The 19,549-nt window shown below is 37.6% G+C and carries 15 protein-coding genes; 3 read left to right on the forward strand and 12 right to left on the reverse strand.

Annotated elements, in window-relative coordinates; all coding sequences use genetic code 11:
• Window positions 1-12: 12 nt before the first annotated feature.
• Window positions 13-507, reverse strand: a complete 495-nt coding sequence (locus tag M948_RS29080; protein ID WP_021289958.1) for a GNAT family N-acetyltransferase — start codon at window positions 505-507, stop codon at window positions 13-15.
• Window positions 501-1,556 carry a MerR family transcriptional regulator gene (locus M948_RS29085; protein ID WP_021289959.1) on the reverse strand — a complete coding sequence of 352 codons (1,056 nt, stop codon included), beginning with the start codon at window positions 1,554-1,556 and terminating at the stop codon, window positions 501-503. The genes M948_RS29080 and M948_RS29085 overlap by 7 nt, the downstream gene beginning before the upstream one ends.
• Window positions 1,557-1,712: 156 nt before the next feature.
• On the opposite strand from M948_RS29085, the gene M948_RS29090 reads away from it, so the two are divergent.
• Entirely contained in the window at window positions 1,713-2,984 is a 1,272-nt protein-coding gene (locus M948_RS29090; RefSeq protein ID WP_021289960.1) for a hypothetical protein, read from the forward strand.
• Between the two features lie 52 nt (window positions 2,985-3,036).
• Here the strand turns inward: M948_RS29090 and M948_RS29095 are convergent, their stop codons facing one another.
• The 3 genes from M948_RS29095 to M948_RS29105 are packed head-to-tail and all read right to left on the reverse strand — an operon-like array spanning window position 3,037 to window position 6,729.
• Window positions 3,037-4,080 carry a ribonucleotide-diphosphate reductase subunit beta gene (locus tag M948_RS29095; protein WP_021289961.1) on the reverse strand — a complete coding sequence of 348 codons (1,044 nt, stop codon included), beginning with the start codon at window positions 4,078-4,080 and terminating at the stop codon, window positions 3,037-3,039.
• The gene (locus tag M948_RS29100) at window positions 4,061-4,507 is read right to left on the reverse strand and encodes a flavodoxin (protein ID WP_021289962.1); all 447 of its coding nucleotides are present in this window, start codon (window positions 4,505-4,507) and stop codon (window positions 4,061-4,063) included. The genes M948_RS29095 and M948_RS29100 overlap by 20 nt, the downstream gene beginning before the upstream one ends.
• Window positions 4,492-6,729 (reverse strand): ribonucleoside-diphosphate reductase subunit alpha, encoded by a 2,238-nt coding sequence (locus M948_RS29105; RefSeq protein WP_021289963.1) that lies wholly within the window; start codon window positions 6,727-6,729, stop codon window positions 4,492-4,494. The genes M948_RS29100 and M948_RS29105 overlap by 16 nt, the downstream gene beginning before the upstream one ends.
• Window positions 6,730-7,270: 541 nt before the next feature.
• Between M948_RS29105 and M948_RS29110 the strand changes: the two genes are divergently transcribed.
• A complete protein-coding gene (locus M948_RS29110; protein ID WP_021289964.1) occupies window positions 7,271-8,854 on the forward strand; it encodes a BCCT family transporter in 1,584 nt (527 codons plus the stop codon).
• Window positions 8,855-8,914: 60 nt separating this feature from the next.
• Here M948_RS29110 and M948_RS29115 read toward each other — a convergent pair whose 3' ends face one another.
• The 5 genes from M948_RS29115 to M948_RS29135 all read right to left on the reverse strand — a co-directional run bounded on the left by M948_RS29115 (window position 8,915) and on the right by M948_RS29135 (window position 16,184).
• Window positions 8,915-9,541: a DUF421 domain-containing protein gene (locus M948_RS29115; protein WP_021289965.1), complete on the reverse strand. Its 627-nt coding sequence runs from the start codon at window positions 9,539-9,541 to the stop codon at window positions 8,915-8,917.
• A gap of 130 nt (window positions 9,542-9,671) precedes the next feature.
• Window positions 9,672-10,217 (reverse strand): hypothetical protein, encoded by a 546-nt coding sequence (locus M948_RS29120; protein WP_021289966.1) that lies wholly within the window; start codon window positions 10,215-10,217, stop codon window positions 9,672-9,674.
• Between the two features lie 9 nt (window positions 10,218-10,226).
• On the reverse strand, window positions 10,227-11,402 hold the full coding sequence (locus tag M948_RS29125; protein WP_021289967.1) for a ParM/StbA family protein: 1,176 nt from the start codon (window positions 11,400-11,402) through the stop codon (window positions 10,227-10,229).
• Window positions 11,403-11,833: 431 nt separating this feature from the next.
• Window positions 11,834-13,876 carry a catalase gene (locus M948_RS29130; protein ID WP_021289968.1) on the reverse strand — a complete coding sequence of 681 codons (2,043 nt, stop codon included), beginning with the start codon at window positions 13,874-13,876 and terminating at the stop codon, window positions 11,834-11,836.
• A gap of 262 nt (window positions 13,877-14,138) precedes the next feature.
• Window positions 14,139-16,184 carry a catalase gene (locus M948_RS29135; RefSeq protein ID WP_021289969.1) on the reverse strand — a complete coding sequence of 682 codons (2,046 nt, stop codon included), beginning with the start codon at window positions 16,182-16,184 and terminating at the stop codon, window positions 14,139-14,141.
• A 125-nt stretch (window positions 16,185-16,309) separates the two neighbouring features.
• On the opposite strand from M948_RS29135, the gene M948_RS29140 reads away from it, so the two are divergent.
• Window positions 16,310-16,699, forward strand: a complete 390-nt coding sequence (locus M948_RS29140; RefSeq protein WP_021289970.1) for a thiol-disulfide oxidoreductase DCC family protein — start codon at window positions 16,310-16,312, stop codon at window positions 16,697-16,699.
• Between the two features lie 41 nt (window positions 16,700-16,740).
• Here the strand turns inward: M948_RS29140 and rlmN are convergent, their stop codons facing one another.
• Both rlmN and M948_RS29150 read right to left on the reverse strand, forming a co-directional pair.
• Window positions 16,741-17,808, reverse strand: a complete 1,068-nt coding sequence (gene rlmN / locus M948_RS29145; protein WP_021289971.1) for a 23S rRNA (adenine(2503)-C(2))-methyltransferase RlmN — start codon at window positions 17,806-17,808, stop codon at window positions 16,741-16,743.
• A gap of 210 nt (window positions 17,809-18,018) precedes the next feature.
• The gene (locus tag M948_RS29150; RefSeq protein WP_021289972.1) at window positions 18,019-19,506 is read right to left on the reverse strand and encodes a glutamate synthase subunit beta; all 1,488 of its coding nucleotides are present in this window, start codon (window positions 19,504-19,506) and stop codon (window positions 18,019-18,021) included.
• Between the last annotated feature and the right edge of the window lie 43 nt (window positions 19,507-19,549).

Below are 19,549 nucleotides of genomic sequence, written 5' to 3' on the forward strand. Positions count from 1 at the left end.
AGAGAGCTATCCTCATCTCTGGATAGCTCTCTTTATTTTCTTTTCAAATACATACTGTTCTCCTTTTCTACCAAACACTCTTTTTCTATTATCCTTGAAGCCCGCACATTTATAAACATATTGTGCTGCTGTATTCTTATGATTGACCCCAAGAACGATTTCATCTATTCCCAAAAAGTTCTGCCGTATAAAAGCATCTAGTATTTTAAGTGCCTGTTGAGCAATACCTTTTCCTTGCAGGCTATAATGAATAGAAAAAGCTCTGAGAGCGAAGGCATTCTGATTTGTGCTATACGCAGCTTCCGAGTCCCTTTCCAAAGTAAAAAATCCTGCTACTTGCTGTTGATATATAATAACAATAGGATATACTTCTTTACCTTGTTCGCAACTTTTTAATGCATCTTTTGGAATTGCCGTATACTGCAACTGATCTTCTGATAAATAATAAGACTCAATATCTTTTTCGTAGTTCTGTTGGTAGAACGCTAACAAAACGGTTGCTAACAATTGGAGCCACCCTCAATTTGCTTCTTAGCATAAATCATACTTAATATTGGATTAAACGTATAGGTTTCTACTTGATAATCATTTGTTTTAAACCAATCTATCAGAACAGATCGATCGGCATAGTACTCATCTTCTATTGAGTAAACAGCTACTTTATTGCCTGTGTTCGTAAAATGATCGATAACTGCTTTCCGATGACTCTTGTTTTGAAACATGAGATCCACCATACAAATTTCACCTTCCGGCTTTAAAACACGATCCATTTCTTCAAAAGCCATCAACTTTTGTTCGTCTTCAATATGATGTAATGCATAACTAGAAACAATACCATCAATTTGATGATCCATAACTGGTAATGCTAGAAAATGACCATTACGTGTGTCAATTTCTGGATGCTTCTTCTTACATTCATGTAACATATTTTTAGATTGATCAATACCAATTACATTCACTCCATGGGCTATAAATTTGGAGCCTAAGTTTCCTGTTCCAATACCAATATCTAAGCACGTATCCCCTTTTTTCAACTGAATGGTTTCTACTACTCTTTTTAAGGCTCTTGTATAGTCCTGATGAACATTAAAATGATACCCGTGCATTTTTAAGTTTTGATCATAATCGACTGCTTGACTATCAAAATTCCATTTATCTTCCCAGCTTTTTCGAATCGAATTTAGATTTTTTAAATGCTCGGACAATTCGAGTATCTCAGACATTTCGGTTTGGCCATCGTTTGAGCGTTCTAACATTTGATCAATCGTTGCAATCATGTCTTTCAATTCTAACCATTTTTCAAATAGTGCCGATCGTTGAATGTTTAAGTATGAGTTTATACTTCTACTCCCGTCATTTAATAATTGTTTAATCTCGTTAATCGTGATACCGATCTCACGCAATGCTAATATTGTGCTTATTCGAACAAGATCTTCCTCTGTAAATATACGGTATTCATTTTCTTGTTTAATCGGATGAATTAATCCTTTTTCTTCATAAAATCGAATGGTTCTTGTCGTTGTATTTAACTGTCTTGCCACTTCTTTAATTTGCATATAGTACCCCCCTCTGCCTTTAACAATAAACGTTTACGTTGCGTTAATGTAAAGGAGATAATTTGAGCATTTCCTATGTTTTTATCTATTATAAATGAAAACTTTCGATAACAGATGATATACTGAAGGAAATTAGGCAAAAGTGAGGTTCTATCCATGCATGAAAGTATACAACAACTTATTAGTCATACAGCCGAGCGGCTTGGGCTTCATACTTATTACTTGAAGCATCATTATTTCACGAAACAAAAAAATGCTATAGGTGAAATACAATATGAATTAACAATGGAATGGTTTCCAAATGACCATACAGATCACCAAGAAGACGAATTAAATCCACCGGGGACTGCTGTTGTTGATGTGGATATCCATACTGGAAAGATCCAAACGATTATCTTCGTTGAAGGTACTTCCTACTCCACGTCAGAATCGTTAGCAAACATAGCATCGAACAGCGAAGCCACAATTGAATGGATTGAAGAAATGACGGATTTGGAGTTTGGCAGACAATTCCAACTTATATCTGAATCAGAAAGAGAAATGCAGTTTCGAGCAGCTGTAGACAATATTCCAGTTTATCCAGGAGGGGTTATTCAGGTTGAATTCAATCAAGAGGGCCAACTCGTTTTATTCTCTATTAATGGTTCGTTTCCATCTGAACATCAGATTCATTGGGAACCATTTGCTTTAACACCTAGTATTGTTGAACCAATTGCAAGCAACCAATGTAAACTGTTTGAAATTCCAGTAGAATCAGCACAAGAATGGAAATCCATCTATGGTACAACTACTTTTTTCCTTACGAATAATGGAAAGACAGCATTAGCATATGAATCGGTGGAAGCATCTTCCTTCCAGTACCATATAGACCAAATCATTACATGGGAAGGCACTACCAATCAAAGTATCCCACTAAAAGAAATTGATTTATCTACAGAAGTAACGGAAGAACAAGCATTAACAAATCTTGCCGATACAGAGATATCTACCTTATCAAGTGCTAAGAAAACAAAGGCACGCGAGGCTGTACAGCGACTGCTTCAACAGGAATTTTCAGAGGATAGTGGTAAATGGAGATTAGCAACGATTTACCGTGAACATACCTATCTTTTTGCTGAACTACGTCCTGTCGAACCCGGTCACCGTATCATTGAACCAAAGCTTACAATGATACTTGATGCTTCCACTTTAGAACCATTAAATTATACGGATAACCGTATACTAATGGAGATTTTTCAAGACTTTAAAGTTGCAGATACACCTGTGATTACGAAAAAAGAAGCATTTGAGAAGCTTCATAACCACCTGGAAATCACACCAGTCTATGTATATCAACCGCATCAAAAAAGCTACATATTATGTGGAAAAATTGAATGCGCTAATGGTGTGGACGCAGTTACTGGTGAAGTAGTCAATTTAGATGAATAACCCTAAGGCGACGTGCATAAATAAAAAGAAATCGGCTGCGGCCGATTCCTTTTTATAAATCATCAAATCCGTTCAAGTCACTTGTTTTTGTATATTGGCGGGATTTCTGCTCAAAAAAGTCCGTTTTTGTACCATCGAAGTTATCCACATAGGCACGTATCCATTTCAATGGGTTATCCAAATGTTCTGGATAGATATCATGCAATCCCATCATTCGTAACATCTTATTCGCCCGATATTTAATATACCCTGCCATTTCATCTAAATCTATTCCTTCTACATTCCCAAGTACATAATTAGACCATTCTATCTCCAATTCTACCGACTCTTCAAAATGGTCATATATCCATTTTGTGAATTCTTCTGTATTATACTCTGGATTCTCTGCTAATGTGGCTCGGAACAATTCCGAGATAAATCGTCCATGCTCCAGTTCATCACGGTTAATATAGCTTATCATCGTGGAGGTTCCAACCATCTTGTTATGACGAGCTAAATTATAGAAGAAGGCAAATCCAGAATAGAAGAACATCCCTTCTAATAAGGAGGTGTAAACCATTGTTTTTAAAATATTCTCTATAGACGGATCGTCAACAAATGCATTATATTGCTTGGTTATATTTTCATTCCGCTTAAGCAAAATTGGATCTGTTCTGCCTAATTGGAAAGACTTATTTTGTTCATCTAACGATACAACAGATGACAATACATATGAATAACTTTCATTATGGACAGCTTCCTGTTGAGCAATGACTGCCATAATGGATTGAACCGATGGATCCGTGGCATATAACGATAGTAACAGTGCCGTACGGGTTTGCGGTGCATCTAGTGTGGACAATAGACCAATTATTTTTAAATAAGCATCCTGTTCCTCTTCCGTTAGAGAAGGGAATTGTTTTATGTCACTTTGCATATTTACTTCATCTGCTTGCCAATAATTACCGACAAGTCGCTTATACATTTTGTACCAATGTGGATAAGCAATATCATTCCAATTTAATATACCACTTGACTTTCCTCCAAATACCCCAGTGGACTTATTCGGATTTAATGGCTCTAATGTTTTTGCTTTTTCAAGCATAACTTTCGACATGTTGCAGTACTCCTTCCAGCCAGTCTTTCACTTTCTGTTCTTGACTACCTCTTGGGGACTGTTCTATTTTCAGTCCACTCCAGTTACTTTCATAAAATTTAGCGAGCTTATCAACTGCTTTACAGAACAGATCATCTCCACCAAATTGTGTATCACCAGTTCCAAATACTGCCACATTATCTGGCTTGTATCCTATTTCCAGAACAAATTCTTTTACCTCATCGGGGGTGCTCCCCTTTTCCCAAGTAAACAAGCCTATAAATACGATATCATAGTTAGAGGGATTTACTGGAGGGTCAATCCCTATGCGGTGCATCCCAGTTTCAATCCCTCTATATCGTAATTGACCTTCAATGAGCCTTGCTACCTCTTGCGTGTTGCCACTATAAGTTAGATAAGCAACTAATGCCCTCAACTTTGACACCATTCACATTCTTCCACCTCATTAGAAGTAGAACGAACATAATACGTTGTTTTCAAGCCTTCCTTCCATGCTTGTAAATGTAGGTCTAATAAAACAGATGCTCGAATTGTATTTGGAACATAGAAGTTAAACGATAAACTTTGATCAACATGCTTTTGTCTAGCCGCGTTTTGTCTTACAGACCAGCGCTGATCTACAATATAGGCAGAGCGACGGTAGACATCATACGTTTTGTAGGTTAAATCTGGTGCAGTCACTGGTATTTTAAAGTCTTTCTTTTCTTCATTATAGAAAGGTTTGAAAATCGGGTCGATACTTGCTGTTGATCCAGCAATCATTGCCGTTGTTGAATTTGGTGCTACGGCCATAAGGTAACCATTACGCATTCCATGTTCTTTCACATCTTCTTTTAAGGTTTGCCACTCGCCTTGATGATAGCCTTTAAGGTCGAAATAGTCGCCTGTACTCCATTTACTACCTTCATAAGCTGGATAGCTGCCTTTTTCTTTACTTAATTCCATACTTGACTTAATCGTTAGGTATGCAATTTTCTCATACAGTTCATCGGCAAACTTAACAGCTTCCTCTGTTTCCCATTTGACATTCTTTCTAGCTAATAAATGATGCCACCCAAATGTCCCAAGACCAATTGCACGATATTTTTTATTGGTTAGTTGAGCCTGCATGATTGGTAAATTATTAATATCAATCACATTGTCTAACATCCGTACTTGTATCTTAATCAAACGTTCAAGGATTTCATCAGGCACTGCTTTTCCAAGATTAATTGAACTTAGGTTACAAACAACATAATCACCGGACTGATATTTCTTAACAATCATGTTTTCGTTTTCTAGGAACTCTTCAATGAATTCAGATGGTGATTGATTCTGTGTGATTTCTGTACATAGGTTGGAACAATATATCATTCCATTATGACTATTGCTATTTTGGCGATTGACTTCATCACGATAAAACATGAATGGAGTTCCTGATTCTAGCTGTGATTTCATAATTCGTTTCATTATATCAATAGCAGGGATCTTTGTTTTTGTAAGGAGATCAGACTGTACACATTCCTCGTATTTCGTACGCCATGTGCCATTGCCCTTGGTCTCGTCATAAAAGTCCTCTAAGGAATAACCCATTACTTGGCGTACTTCATGTGGATCAAAAAGATACCAGTCTCCGCGTTTTTCTACTTGTTCCATGAATAGATCAGGTAACGTAACCCCTGTAAAAATATCATGTGCCCGCATTCGTTCATCACCATTATTCAATTTCAGGTCTAAGAACGATTCAATATCACGATGCCAAACATCTAAATAAACAGCAATTGCTCCTTTTCTTGTTCCAAGTTGATCAACGTTTACTGCTGTATTATTCAGCTGTTTAATCCAAGGAACAACACCACTAGACATGCCCTTAAATCCTTTTATTGAGCTACCTCGGCTACGAATTTTACCCATATAAACACCAATACCACCGCCGTTTTTCGATAGCTTGGCGATATCTGTATTACTATCATAGATCGATTGTAAACTGTCATCTACAGTATCAATAAAGCAACTAGAAAGCTGTCCATGCGTTTTCCCCGCATTTGCAAGTGTTGGGGTAGCAACAGTCATATAGAGATTACTCAATGCCCAATATGCCTCTAGAACATGCTCAGAGCGTCGTGACTTATCTTCGTGTTGCATTAATGTCATTGCAATAACCATCCAACGTTCCTGTGGTAATTCAAAGACTTTTTTATCATGGTCTGTAGCTAGGTACCTTGTCGCTAGCGTGTATAGACCAAGGTATGTAAATGATAAATCTCTCGATGTATCTATTTGTTTCGCAAAATAATCAATTTCCGCTTTCGAATACTTTTGCAGAAGGGTTTCTTTATATATCTTTTCCTCCGTTAGTAATTGAATTAATGTATAGAAATCACCGTAATATTGTTCTTCACCATAATAATTCCGGTTTACACTAGCTTGACGATATAGCTCTTGTAAATAAATACGACTAGCTAAAAACGTCCAGTCAGGTGCTGATTCATCAATGTTTTCTAACGCATTCTTGGTGAGTATATCAATCGCTTTTTCAATCGGTGTATCTTCTTGGATGGTTTTAAATGCCTTTTGCTTGTACGCGTCTGTGTGGATATTCAGACCGTTCGCAGCCTTATCAATTAGTTCTAGAAGCTTGTCTTTTGTAGATGTCATCTCAATGATCATCAATAGTCCTCCCTTTATATACTTAAAACATTTATGCCTATCATTATTGAAGGAAACATGGAATCCGATTTTCCCCTACTAAATGATTCTACTAAAATCATCCCATAAACAAAAATAAAAAAACCGCTTCTTTTAATGTGGTCAATTCTTGATACCAAACGGGCTCTCAACAATCTAAATTTTCTAATAAGAAATCGGTTGTGTAATTGTCACAAAACACTATATATAGTATTTATGTTGTTTTTTATTTACGATATATTGTGTTAAAAGCTTAGCATATAACATCATGTAATGCAATTAATTTTTAATAAAAATAGCTTGCTTACCATTTGAAAATGATTGGAAATAGAGATATAACAATGGAGGAAGCAATCAAAAAAATTTAGTAGAATTAATTAGATTCGATAGACTCCATTTTATCAAATTATTATGTATGAACCTAGCCCTATTTGTGTACTTTAAAAATAGTGGATTTACGATTATCCATGAGGGATATTAATTAAATACACCACTACATGTAGGTGAAAGGAAGGTTATTCTATTGAAGTCACATTTAATTGATTGGCGAACATTTGTCAGCTCCTTAATTCTTCTACTGCTCGTTTGTATCCCCCTTATTATCTATCCTGAAACTGGCGCAACAGTTATTAATGCAGCCAACGACTTTATGACAAGTAACTTTGGTTTTCTTTATTTAGCACTTGGTATCATCTCATTTATTTTCTTGATTTTTGTCGCATTTAGTAAATTTGGAAATATTAAACTAGGAAGTAAAACCGATGATAAAGAATTTGGAACGTTTTCATGGGCAGCAATGCTATTTGCTGCGGGTATTGGTTCAAGTATTCTTTACTGGGGAATGATTGAATGGGCATTTTATTACCAAGGTCCTCCTTTTGGTATTACACCAGAATCTGATGCTGCAATACCATGGGCTTCCTCCTACGGTATATTTCATTGGGGACCAATTGCTTGGGCCATATATACATTACCTGCTTTACCTATTGCCTATTTCTATTATGTTCGAAGAACCTCTGTACTAAAAATTAGTGAAGCAGTAAGACCTGTGCTTGGCCGTTGGGTGGACACTCCACTAGGAGTCATTATTGATGTGCTGTTTATTTTTGGCTTATTAGGTGGGGCCGGTACCACTCTCGCTTTAGGAACTCCGATGATCGCAGAAGGAATAAATAATCTTACAGGCATTCCAGTTACACTAGGGCTAAAAGCTGTTGTCATGCTGATTTGTACATTGATATTTGCTATAAGTGCGTATTCAGGATTAGCAAAAGGAATTAAAGTACTAAGTGACGTTAACCTGTGGCTAGCTATCTTTGTGCTTATCTTTATATTCATATTTGGCCCTACATTGTTTATCATGGAAACTACTTTCACCAGTATCGGTCAGGTAGCAGATAATTTCTTTCGAATGGCGACTTGGCTTGAACCTCTTGCAAATTTATCAGGATTTGAAGAAACAAAATTTCCAGAGACATGGACCGTGTTTTATTGGGCTTGGTGGGTTGTTTACGCTCCCTTTGTTGGTTTGTTTGTAGCCCGTATTTCAAGAGGAAGAACAATCAGGGAAATGATACTGGGAACAATGATATACGGAACATTCGGTTCTATCTTGTTTTTTGGTATATTAGGTAACTTTGGTCTTTATTTACAACTTACTGGACAATTCGACGTATTAGGATTCATGAGTGATAATGGTGCTCCAGCAGCTATTATAGCCATTTTAGAGCAGTTACCCATGGCAAATATCATGATCGGCTTGTTCACCATTCTGGCGATAATTTTCTTGGCAACAACGTTCGACTCTTCTTCGTTTATTTTAGCAGCGGTCGTTCAAAAGAAAATCCAGTCTGAACCGCTACGCTGGAATCGATTATTCTGGGCATTCACGCTATGCTTATTGCCATTAGTATTGATGTTTGTAGGGGATCTGCAGACATTACAAACAGCTAGCATTGTTGCCGCATTCCCAGTAATCTTTATCATGGCATTACTTGGATGGTCATTTATAAGAGCTGCTAACCAAGATATAAGATCATCAAAACAATACCGTGGAGGAAAAACGATTCACCTTACGAAAACCGACCACTCTGATGATAATGAATAACATGACTTCATCATTAAAATTGACCATAGGAAAGCACGCTCTAGATAAAGCGTGCTTTTATTAGTCTAATTGCTTTGGCGGCTGATTTCCTTGCCCATGCTTTCGATTCTCTACTTCCTTAAATAATTTATTCTGCTCTGGTGGCTGATTACTATACGTGATATGTTCTGCTGATACAAGCAATTGTCTTAAATTATCTATTTCTGTTTGTAATTGCTGGAACTCACGTTTCGTTACTGGTTGTGCTTCTTGTTTTAATATAAACCCAACTTGTCCATTCGGCTCTAATGTCGCCCATTCAATATCATTAATGTTACTTACATTTTTTTGTCTTAAGTTCATTTCTAATTGATCGACGGTCAATCTTAATTTTTTAATTTCCTGTTCTTGAATAACCCCATTATGTATTAGAATTTTTGATTTCCCAGTTACAATATTCTCAAAGAAATCCGATTTTATCTGTAAAAACTCCATGATGATTAACGTAACAACTAGAATCGCACCGACTCCTAAAGTGACCCAAATATTCTTTCCTGCTAACGGCTGAATAAGTAATGAACCAATTCCTACCATAATCACTGTTTGGGTTAATGTCATTTGCGATATTGACTTTCTTCCTGCGATACGTAAAAGAAGTGTACCTCCTAGAACAATTAATACTGATTTCCAAATCCATGCAATTTCCATCTCTTTCCCTCCTTATTCCTGCACTTAGTTTAACTAAGAGCTACCAATTTATTCTTTCTGTATATATTTGTTATTCCCCATTAAAAATAGAGCTGCTCAACAAATGAACAGCTCTATTTCAGCGAATATCTTATTTATTCATACTTGAAAAGAAATCCTTTAATGGGTCTTCTTCCTCCTCTTCCTCTACTTCCACTGGCTCATCATGAGTCTCAAGTGCATCCATACTTAGATTTTCTAAATCTATCTCGTGGTTTGCGATTGGAGTCTCCAATTCTTCCTGAGAATCTTCTGTAACGGAGACAGCCTCTTGTAAGTACAATGCTTCATCAATATTTGTACTATTACTATTTAGGGAAGCCAGTAAAGTCGTAGCCCGCATTGGATCACTCAGCAAATGGTACAAAATCGAACCAATTAGTGCTTCAGAGTGCTCATGCTTTAACCAACTTTTTTGTTCTTTTGTTAATCGTTTAGGAAGAGGAACCGTTATGGTTTCACGTTCTTTTGCAAAACTTTCACTTAAGCCTTTTAATACAAATTGAGCAATCTGACTGGAGAAATTCCTTCTTTCTGTTTCCTTCAACCGTTGCATCTGTTTTAACAGGTAATCAGGTGTATCCGAAGGGACACGAAATGTGATTGATTGCCCGCGTTCAATTGTGTTTTTGGCCATGATATCACCTTATTTTGCCTTCGCTTTTACTTCTTCCTTTTCCGCCTTTTCACTCTTTGTCTGTTTAGAAACAAATTCCGAAATTAGCTTGTAATATGCATTTGCCATCATCCAAATACTTTCCTGTTCATCTTCGAAGAAATCGATGTTAAATCCATCAAGTTTGTTATTAAGTGCCTTTATATAGTCTTTTAATACTGCTGAACCACCGCCTACAAAATAGCAGATTTCCGATTGTGAATTCTTTGCCCAAACATTACGTAAGAAACGATACTCTTTCTTTGCTAACTCAAGCAGGATATGGTCTGTGATATCATGAACACTTGTCCGACTTCCTTTTACCATTATATGGTGACGATCATTTTTTCTCGTAATGATATCAACTACATCCCGACGACTGTCTAATTCAACACCGTGTTTTGTCCTTATTTCTTCTCTAATTTGTTCCAAAGATTCCGATACACCTAGATTAAACCCTTGAGCTTTATCGTCGTCAACATTACGGTTACGGATTACAGCAATATCTGTAGATAATCCGCCAATGTCTTGAATAAGTATTTGTTTATCAATTAAGTCTTTATTAATGACTTTTAAGTCATTATCCATAATTAGGTTCACATAGGCTGCGAATCCCTCTGGATAAACTTTGACTTCATCAAATTTAATATTTATTTTTTTGCCTTGGTGATTAGGTGTTACAAGAAACTCGACCTGATGGACAGATCCTAGCAACTGCGAGCGATAGCCCACATCTTTTCCTTCTTTCACTTCACGAAGCGGTAATCCTGTGCCAAGTGTGTAATTTGCGTCAATGACTTTATTTTTTTCTGTAAACGCTCCATTTTCCACGGCATCTAGTGCCAGAGAAGCAAAAAGCATGATTAACGTTTGATCTTCTTCTGCTTTACTGCTGCCTGGATCCAATTCGGTAGAATTTGTTGTTTTTGTTGCTAGATTTCCAACACGATAGATTACATTATTTTCTTCTAACGCAGGAGAGTGTACGCGAATATGAATATTATCTAATACCTCTTTTTTATCTAGTTCTTCAATTCCAATCACAGGACGATCCTCGAAATCTTGTGCTACTACATTAGGTATATAAAGCTCATTTTCCATTTTACCGAAATTTGCTTTCAATGCATCATTACCAACATCTACTGCAGCAATTCTAGTTTTTGTCATTTCAAAAACTCCTCTCATAAATAATCCTTTCTACTTAAGGATACGTTTTTCCTATTAAATACGCAATCCTACTTTTTTCGTATTCTTATTTGTAAACATGCATACATTTTCGAACACGTTAATATACTAGTATTTACACATATTTGTATACATGTTTACTTTTTTGAATACACTTGTTTACTATTTTGTTTACATGTAAACAAAATAGTAAACAAGACTTAAAATGTAATAATTTGTTAATTAATAGTGTCAAGATAGTTAACAATCTCCCCTTGATTAATGTAACTATGTATGAGTAGATTACCAATATACTTAAAAAAATTACTGAATCAACTTTGAGATCCAGCAGATGATAGGAGTGAGAGAATAGACCCTCCAAAAAAACGAAGGGAGAGTTTCCCTTCGCTTCGCTTCAAGTTATCTTTAGTAGATTAACTGACTTCCCTATCCCAGAATCGATGTGCAGCAACTGCTTGTGAAAAACGGCCTATGAATCTATTAATCGCTGCTTCTAGAATAACTCCTGGCTTATTTGCAATTGCACTATTTTCAATTAATCCCATCCCTTGATTTGTAGCCCCAATTGGCTTGTAATGAGCATAAGCTTCTTTTACAAAATCCATCGCTTTTTGTTGAAAGTCAAGGTCTTGATCTTCCCCACCAACGACATAAACTGCGTCATATAAAACAGAATCGACAGTTAAGAAGCTATGATCAGCATTAATCGAATTTCCACTATTACTAGTAATTTCACCACGTTTTTTTCCGACAAATTCTAAATGTATCCCTTTATCTTGAAGTCCCCTCACAGCCAACATCACATCCTCACTATGAAACTTCTCATCTACTAATATCGCAACTGTTCTTGTCTTTGCTTTTTTTATTGTATTTTCCTGACTAAGAGCAGGAGAAGACTTAGTAACATCTGAACCGCCCGATTGTGGTGGTGCTACACCAATGTTCTCTGCAACTTCCTGCGCCATTTTCAGATTAACATTTGCAAACATATCTACAACCTGCTGTCTGACCGCTTCACTTTCTACTTTACCTAATTCAAAACTAAACGCGTCTTTAATATGCTGCTTCTCAATATCACTCATGCTATTCCAAAAAAGCGTTGCCTGAGTAAAATGGTCTTTGAAGCTTTCACTTCTTGCTTGTACTTTTCTACCCTCTACCTTCTCTTGATAGTGCTGGTATCCTCCATTAGCTGGAGCTACAGGCTTAGGTGTGTTATTTGCTAGAGAATTGTTATGGTAGCTAACCTGACCCGTATTTAATGTGTGTCGACCATATCCGTCTCGCTGATTATTGTGAAACGGACAAACAGGGCGATTAATTGGTAATTCATGAAAATTAGGCCCACCCAAGCGAATTAACTGGGTATCTGTATAAGAGAACAAACGCCCTTGCAATAATGGATCATTCGTAAAATCAATTCCTGGTACCACATGACCAGGGTGAAATGCTACTTGCTCTGTTTCTGCAAAAACATTATCAACATTACGATTTAAGGTCATTTTACCAATAATTTTGACTGGTACATCCTCTTCTGGCCAAATTTTTGTAGGATCTAATACATCAAAATCAAATGTATGTGCATCTTCCTCTGCAATTAATTGGACACCAAACTCGAATTCTGGATAATCGCCATTCTCTATCGATTCATATAAATCAGCACGATGAAAATCAGGATTCTTACCATTTATTTTTTGTGCCTCATCCCATACGGTAGAATGAACTCCCAGTTTTGGCTTCCAATGAAACTTCACAAAATGAGCCTTTCCTTCTTCATTTACAAATCGGAACGTATGAACACCAAAGCCCTCCATCATTCGAAAGCTACGTGGTATTGCACGATCAGACATCTGCCACATGACCATATGAGCCGTCTCTTGATTATTAGCAACAAAATCCCAAAAAGTATCATGTGCGGAGGCTGCCTGTGGAATCCCATTATGTGGTTCCGGTTTAACAGCATGTATTAAATCTGGGAATTTCATTGCATCTTGAATAAAGAATACAGGAATATTATTTCCTACGAGGTCATAATTCCCTTCTTCCGTATAAAATTTCGTGGCAAATCCCCTCACATCACGAGCAAGCTCTCCAGATCCTTTTGAACCAGCTACTGTTGAAAAGCGGACAAATACAGGGGTTTTCCTTCCTGGTTCCTGTAAAAAATCAGCTTTTGTATAGGGCTTCATTGATTCATATAATTCAAACTCTCCATGAGCAGCGTAACCACGAGCATGCACAATCCTTTCTGGGATGCGTTCGTGATCAAAATGCGTCATTTTCTCTCGAAATTGAAAGTCTTCCATTAACGTCGGACCACGCTCACCTGCTTTTAAAGAAAACTCATCTTCCGATACCTTAAGACCCTGATTGGTAGACATTTCTTTGCCACTATCATCTACGCGGAACTTATCTAATTGTTCTTGTTTACGATTTTCATTATGCTTTTTAGACATAAATATCGCTCCTCCTTATCGAAGTAATTATAGATAACACGCCTTAGGCTTTGACCGCATGGATAACTTTCCTAAAACTGTTCCCTGGGTAATGATTGATTAAACAAACAAGGGGCTGGGACACACCGAAATAGGTAACCCAAAAGCATGCATTAAACATACAGGGGGGTGATAGAACATGTTTTTAGTAAACAAAAAATCCGAACAGATTCGACTGAAATCGTTCGGATTATTCTAGGTATAAGCTGCTTTTGTCTTCGTCTCAATTAATGACTCGATCCCAATGACGATGGGCAGCAACAGCCTCTATAAAACGTGCTGCAAATTGTTTTGCGCCTTTTTCCTCAATTACTCCTGCTCCAACTTGGATATTACTTGCCTTCAGCCATTCCTTTCCTTCTTGTGTAGCCCCTAAGGCCTTATAGTGACGAAAAGCTTCCTCTAAATATTCCGTTGTGGAACGATCAAATGCCTGATTGGTTTCTTTCCCACCGCCAGCATAAATAGCATCATAAAGAACAGCGTTTGTTGTTGTAAAAGTGTGATTGACCATCAAATCTGTCCCATTTTCACCTGTCACCTTGCCTTGATGATCACTAATAATTTCATATTGAATGTTACTGGCAGTTAACTGATCAAGTATTTCTACAATCTCTTGATCGGAAAACCCATTCGCTAGTATAACTCCAACTTTTCTAGTTGCAGGGGAAAACGCAAAATGGGTTTGACTCAATGCTTGGGAGGATTTTTGATTATCTACTGCATGCTTATTCGGAACGGTTACTCCAACTTTTTCAGCAATATATGCAGCCAGTTCGTGTTCAATATTAGCAAACATATCAACTACTTGCTGCCGTACATTCCTATCCTTCACTTTCCCAACTTCAAAGCTAAACGCGTCTTTAATATGTTGCTGCTCAGGAGGAGTCATACTATTCCAAAATAATTTTGGTTGTGTGAAATGATCGTTGAAGCTCTCACTTCTTGACCGTATTACGCGGCCTTCCACCTTTTCCTGATAATGTGCAAAGCCCCCTTGTTGCTCAGTGGCTGGCATTGGCGTATTTGCTATCAATGAATTGTTGTGATAAGCCACTTTTCCCTTATTAATCGTTTGTCGGTGGTAGCCGTCTCTCTGGTTATTAAAAAATGGACATACAGGGCGATTGATAGGGATTTCGTGGAAGTTCGGCCCCCCCAAACGAATCAGCTGGGTATCTGTATAAGAAAATAATCTTCCTTGTAAAAGTGGGTCATTCGTAAAGTCAATACCTGGTACGACATGGCCTGGATGAAATGCGACTTGTTCCGTCTCTGCAAAAAAGTTATCTACGTTTTTATTAAGGGTCATTTTCCCAATAACTTGGATAGGAACATCTTCCTCAGGCCAGATTTTCGTCGGATCTAAAATGTCAAAGTCAAATGCAAACTCATCTTTTTCTTCAATCACTTGAACTCCTAGTTCATATTCTGGAAAGTCTCCGTTCTCAATTGCGTCGTATAGGTCCTGTCTGTTAAAATCTGGATTTTTACCGGCGATTTTTTGTGCTTCGTCCCATACTAGGGAGTGTACTCCTAGCTTTGGAATCCAATGAAATTTCACAAAATGGGTTTTCCCTTGATCATTTACAAAACGAAATGTATGGATACCAAACCCCTGCATCATTCGAAAACTCCGTGGTATAGCTCGATCGGACATTAACCACATCACCTGATGTGCGGACTCCTGATTATTCGCAACAAAGTCCCAAAAAGTATCATGGGCAGAAGAAGCTTGAGGGATTTCATTGTTTGGTTCCGGTTTTAGAGCATGAATAACATCAGGGAACTTAATACCGTCCTGTATAAAAAATACAGGCATATTATTTGCAACAAGATCATAGTTTCCTTCTTCTGTATAGAATTTCGTCGCGAATCCCCGAACATCTCTAACAGTATCTGCAGAGCCACGGAATCCGACCACCGTTGAAAAACGGACAAATACTGGTGTTTTTTGCCCTGCTTTTTGTAAAAATCCTGCCTTCGTAATATCCTTCATCGATTCATACGTTTCAAAGTGACCATGTGCAGCAAATCCTCTAGCATGAACAACTCGTTCGGGGATACGCTCATGGTCAAAATGTGTCATCTTCTCTCTGAAATGAAAATCTTCCATCAAAGTCGGTCCACGTTCACCAGCAGTTAAGGACAATTCATCATTAGTTACTTTTAGACCTTGATTCGTCGTCAAATGCTTCTTTGCATCATCAACTTTAAATGGTTCTAATTGTTCTTGCTTTTTATTTTCGTTTTTCCTTTCATCACCCATGTACAAACACCCTCTCATTGTATTTGTACTTACTATTTCCAACTCCTTCAAAACTATGAATAACCAGAAACAGCATGTTATAATTTAATTAAGGAACAGCTTTATTCCATAAGGAGTGAGCGAATATGAGCAAGATTATCCTATTTGACGGTGTTTGTAACTTTTGTGATCAAAGTGTTCAGTTTATTTTAAAACGCGATAAGCAAGAACAATTTAACTTCGCCTCCATTCAGGGAGACGCTGGACAGGAACTACTAAAAATAAATCATGTGCCAACTGATATAAATAGTTTCATCCTAATTGACGGGCATCATACGTATTTTAAATCAACTGCAGCTCTGAAGATATGTAAAGAATTAAAAGGTGCTTGGAAGCTGCTATATGGATTTATTATCGTTCCTAGGCCAATACGGGACTTCCTATATGGGATTATTGCCAATCACCGATATAAATGGTTCGGACATAAACAAAGCTGTACGTTACCTTCTCCTGAGACGAGGAAACGATTTTTATAATGAATAAACCCTAAGTGTCACGTGACACTTAGGGTTTATTTCTAACCTACGTTCTTTTTCTTTATTTGTTTACTACGTAACTGCCCGCAGGCTGCATCAATATCTGCACCGTTCTCCCAACGCACACCACAATTAATCCCTTGTTCCTTCAAGGTCTCAAAAAAAGCTTGGATAGAAGTCGATTCACTACGCTGATATTGGTTATGTTCATCAACGGAATTATAAGGAATCAAATTCACATAGGCTAAATGCCGATGATCATATAACAGCTTCGCTAATTGCAAAGCCTCTTCTTTATGATCATTTACATCTCTTAGCATAATATATTCATACGTAATTCGACGATTGGTTTTCTCTAAGTAATAATCTACAGCCTTCATCAATTTTTCAATTGGAAATGCTTTATTGATCTTCATAATCTGCGTACGCAGCTCATTATTTGGAGCGTGAATAGAGATAGCAAGGTTTACTTGAATACCGGTATCAGCAAATTCATAAATCTTATGGGCTAATCCACTTGTTGAAACTGTAATATGTCTAGCACCAATATTTAGCCCACGATCATCATTTACAACATATAAGAAGTCCATCAAGTTTGTAAAATTATCAAAAGGCTCACCAATACCCATAACAACAATATGACTTACCCTCTCATCTTCTCCACGAGAATCCAAATGCTTTTGTACATTCATAATTTGTTCTACGATCTCACCACTTGACAAGTCTCGATTCTTCTTCAATAATCCACTAGCACAGAATGTACAACCAATATTACAGCCAACTTGTGTGGTCACACATACAGACAATCCATAATTAAACCGCATCAACACCGTTTCAATTAAATTGCCATCAGCTAGCCGAAACAAATACTTAATTGTACCATCTTTAGATTCTTGTTTAATTTCCTCTTCTAACGTTCCTAATATAAAATGATCCTCGAGTAAAGCGATCGTTTCTTTGTTCACATTGTTCATGTCAGAAAAATGATTGACACGTTTCTTATATAGCCAATTCCAAACTTGATCCACGCGAAAACGCTGCTGGCCATGCTCTATCAACCAATCTGTAAGCTGTTCGTATGTCAGTCCATAAATGGATGGTTTACTCATTATCTACCCTCATTTCTAGAAAATCTAGTCTTCTTAACAACGCAAAGACATTGATTTACCGTTCCACCGTAAAAAGTTTTCATTCACCTTACTATCTTACTGCATCTATGATCTTGTTGCAAACACAGGTTGGCTAATCATGCAGCTATTCAAAAAGAAAAAGGTGCCAATATCCTTTAGAAAAGAATATTGATACACCTTTTACACTTGTTATGGTAACATCGTTTCTCCCATAAGATATCGATCACATTCTCTTGCAACGCCACGACCTTCATTAATCGCCCAGACGATCAGGCTTTGGCCTCGGCGCATATCACCGGCTGCAAACACACCTTCTACATTGGTTCTAAAATCATCATAATCAGCAGCAACCGTAGATTTTGCGGTTGTTTCTACTTGCAGCTGATCGAGTAGATCTTGTTCCGGTCCACTAAACCCAATCGCTATTAGCACAAGATCAGCAGGCCAAACCTTTTCTGTTCCCGGTATTTCATCACGCACTTTATTTCCTTCTTCATCATAACGAAGTTTTACATTAACTGTATGCACTTCTTTAACATGGCCATGCTCATCACCTACGAATTTCTTCGTCATTACAGCATAGGCACGAGGGTCTTCGCCTAATACACTCGCTGCTTCTTTGTGTCCATATTCCACACGATGAATGGTAGGGTATTGTGGCCATGGATTGGTTTCCATATCACGAACCAATCCTTTTTTATCATAAATATCAAATTGCGTCAGACTCTTACAATTATGCCTTACAGACGTAGCTAAGCAATCTGTTCCAGTATCGCCCCCACCAATTACAATAACATCTTTATCAGCAGCAGAAATATAATTCCCATCTTGCAAGTCTGAATCTAATAAGCTTTTCGTATTAAGGTGTAGAAAATCCATCGCACGATGAATACCTTTTAAATTACTACCTTCTACTTGAATATCTCGGTGTACAGTAGCACCTCCACATAAAATAGTTGCATCAAAGTTTTGCCTTAATTCTTCCTCGGTTATATCCTTACCAACCTCTGTATTCGTGATAAATGTAATTCCTTCTTTCTCAAGAATTTCCACTCGTCGTGTTACTACTTCATAGGATAATTTCATTTCAGGAATCCCGTATGTGAGAAGTCCTCCAACACGATCTTCACGTTCATAAACCGTAACCAAATGTCCAGCTTTGTTCAATTGTGCAGCAGCAGCAAGTCCAGCTGGGCCTGATCCAACAACAGCCACTTTTTTACCTGTACGCTTCGGTGGTAGTTTCGGAACAACCCATCCTTCTTCAAACCCTTTTTCAATAATCGAACGCTCGACCGTACGAATTGCAACCGGAGGTTCATTGATACCTAGTACACAAGCCCCTTCACAAGGAGCCGGGCAAGCAATACCTGTGAATTCTGGAAAATTATTTTGCTCATGTTCCCGAGCTAGCGCTTCTTTCCATTTCCCTTCATAAACAAGTTGATTCCATTCAGGGATGAGATGATAAACCGGGCAGCCGGAGGTTACCCCATTTATTTCCATTCCCACATGACAAGTAGGTACGCCGCAATCCATGCAACGTGCCCCTTGTGTTTGTACTTCTTGATCTGTTAATGGCACCGTGTAGTCGTACCAATCCTTCGTACGAATCGAAGGTTCTCGTTCTCTTCTTACTTGTCTGCTGTATTCCATAAACCCTGTCTGTTTCCCCATCAAAGGCCTCCCTTTCCAAACACCAGTACAATCAATTATTTTG

It is taken from the genome of Virgibacillus sp. CM-4, assembly GCF_000445495.1.
Taxonomy (GTDB): domain Bacteria; phylum Bacillota; class Bacilli; order Bacillales; family Amphibacillaceae; genus Virgibacillus; species Virgibacillus salexigens.

Coding starts and splice junctions, on each gene's coding strand:
- M948_RS29100 (WP_021289962.1), bottom strand. CDS start 4,507: ATGGTGTCAAAGTTGAGGGCATTAGTTGCTTATCTAACTTATAGTGGC.
- rlmN (WP_021289971.1), bottom strand. CDS start 17,808: ATGAGTAAACCATCCATTTATGGACTGACATACGAACAGCTTACAGAT.
- M948_RS29090 (WP_021289960.1), top strand. CDS start 1,713: ATGCATGAAAGTATACAACAACTTATTAGTCATACAGCCGAGCGGCTT.
- M948_RS29125 (WP_021289967.1), bottom strand. CDS start 11,402: ATGACAAAAACTAGAATTGCTGCAGTAGATGTTGGTAATGATGCATTG.
- M948_RS29135 (WP_021289969.1), bottom strand. CDS start 16,184: ATGGGTGATGAAAGGAAAAACGAAAATAAAAAGCAAGAACAATTAGAA.
- M948_RS29120 (WP_021289966.1), bottom strand. CDS start 10,217: ATGGCCAAAAACACAATTGAACGCGGGCAATCAATCACATTTCGTGTC.
- M948_RS29085 (WP_021289959.1), bottom strand. CDS start 1,556: ATGCAAATTAAAGAAGTGGCAAGACAGTTAAATACAACGACAAGAACC.
- M948_RS29140 (WP_021289970.1), top strand. CDS start 16,310: ATGAGCAAGATTATCCTATTTGACGGTGTTTGTAACTTTTGTGATCAA.
- M948_RS29095 (WP_021289961.1), bottom strand. CDS start 4,080: ATGTCGAAAGTTATGCTTGAAAAAGCAAAAACATTAGAGCCATTAAAT.
- M948_RS29150 (WP_021289972.1), bottom strand. CDS start 19,506: ATGGGGAAACAGACAGGGTTTATGGAATACAGCAGACAAGTAAGAAGA.
- M948_RS29105 (WP_021289963.1), bottom strand. CDS start 6,729: ATGATCATTGAGATGACATCTACAAAAGACAAGCTTCTAGAACTAATT.
- M948_RS29130 (WP_021289968.1), bottom strand. CDS start 13,876: ATGTCTAAAAAGCATAATGAAAATCGTAAACAAGAACAATTAGATAAG.
- M948_RS29115 (WP_021289965.1), bottom strand. CDS start 9,541: ATGGAAATTGCATGGATTTGGAAATCAGTATTAATTGTTCTAGGAGGT.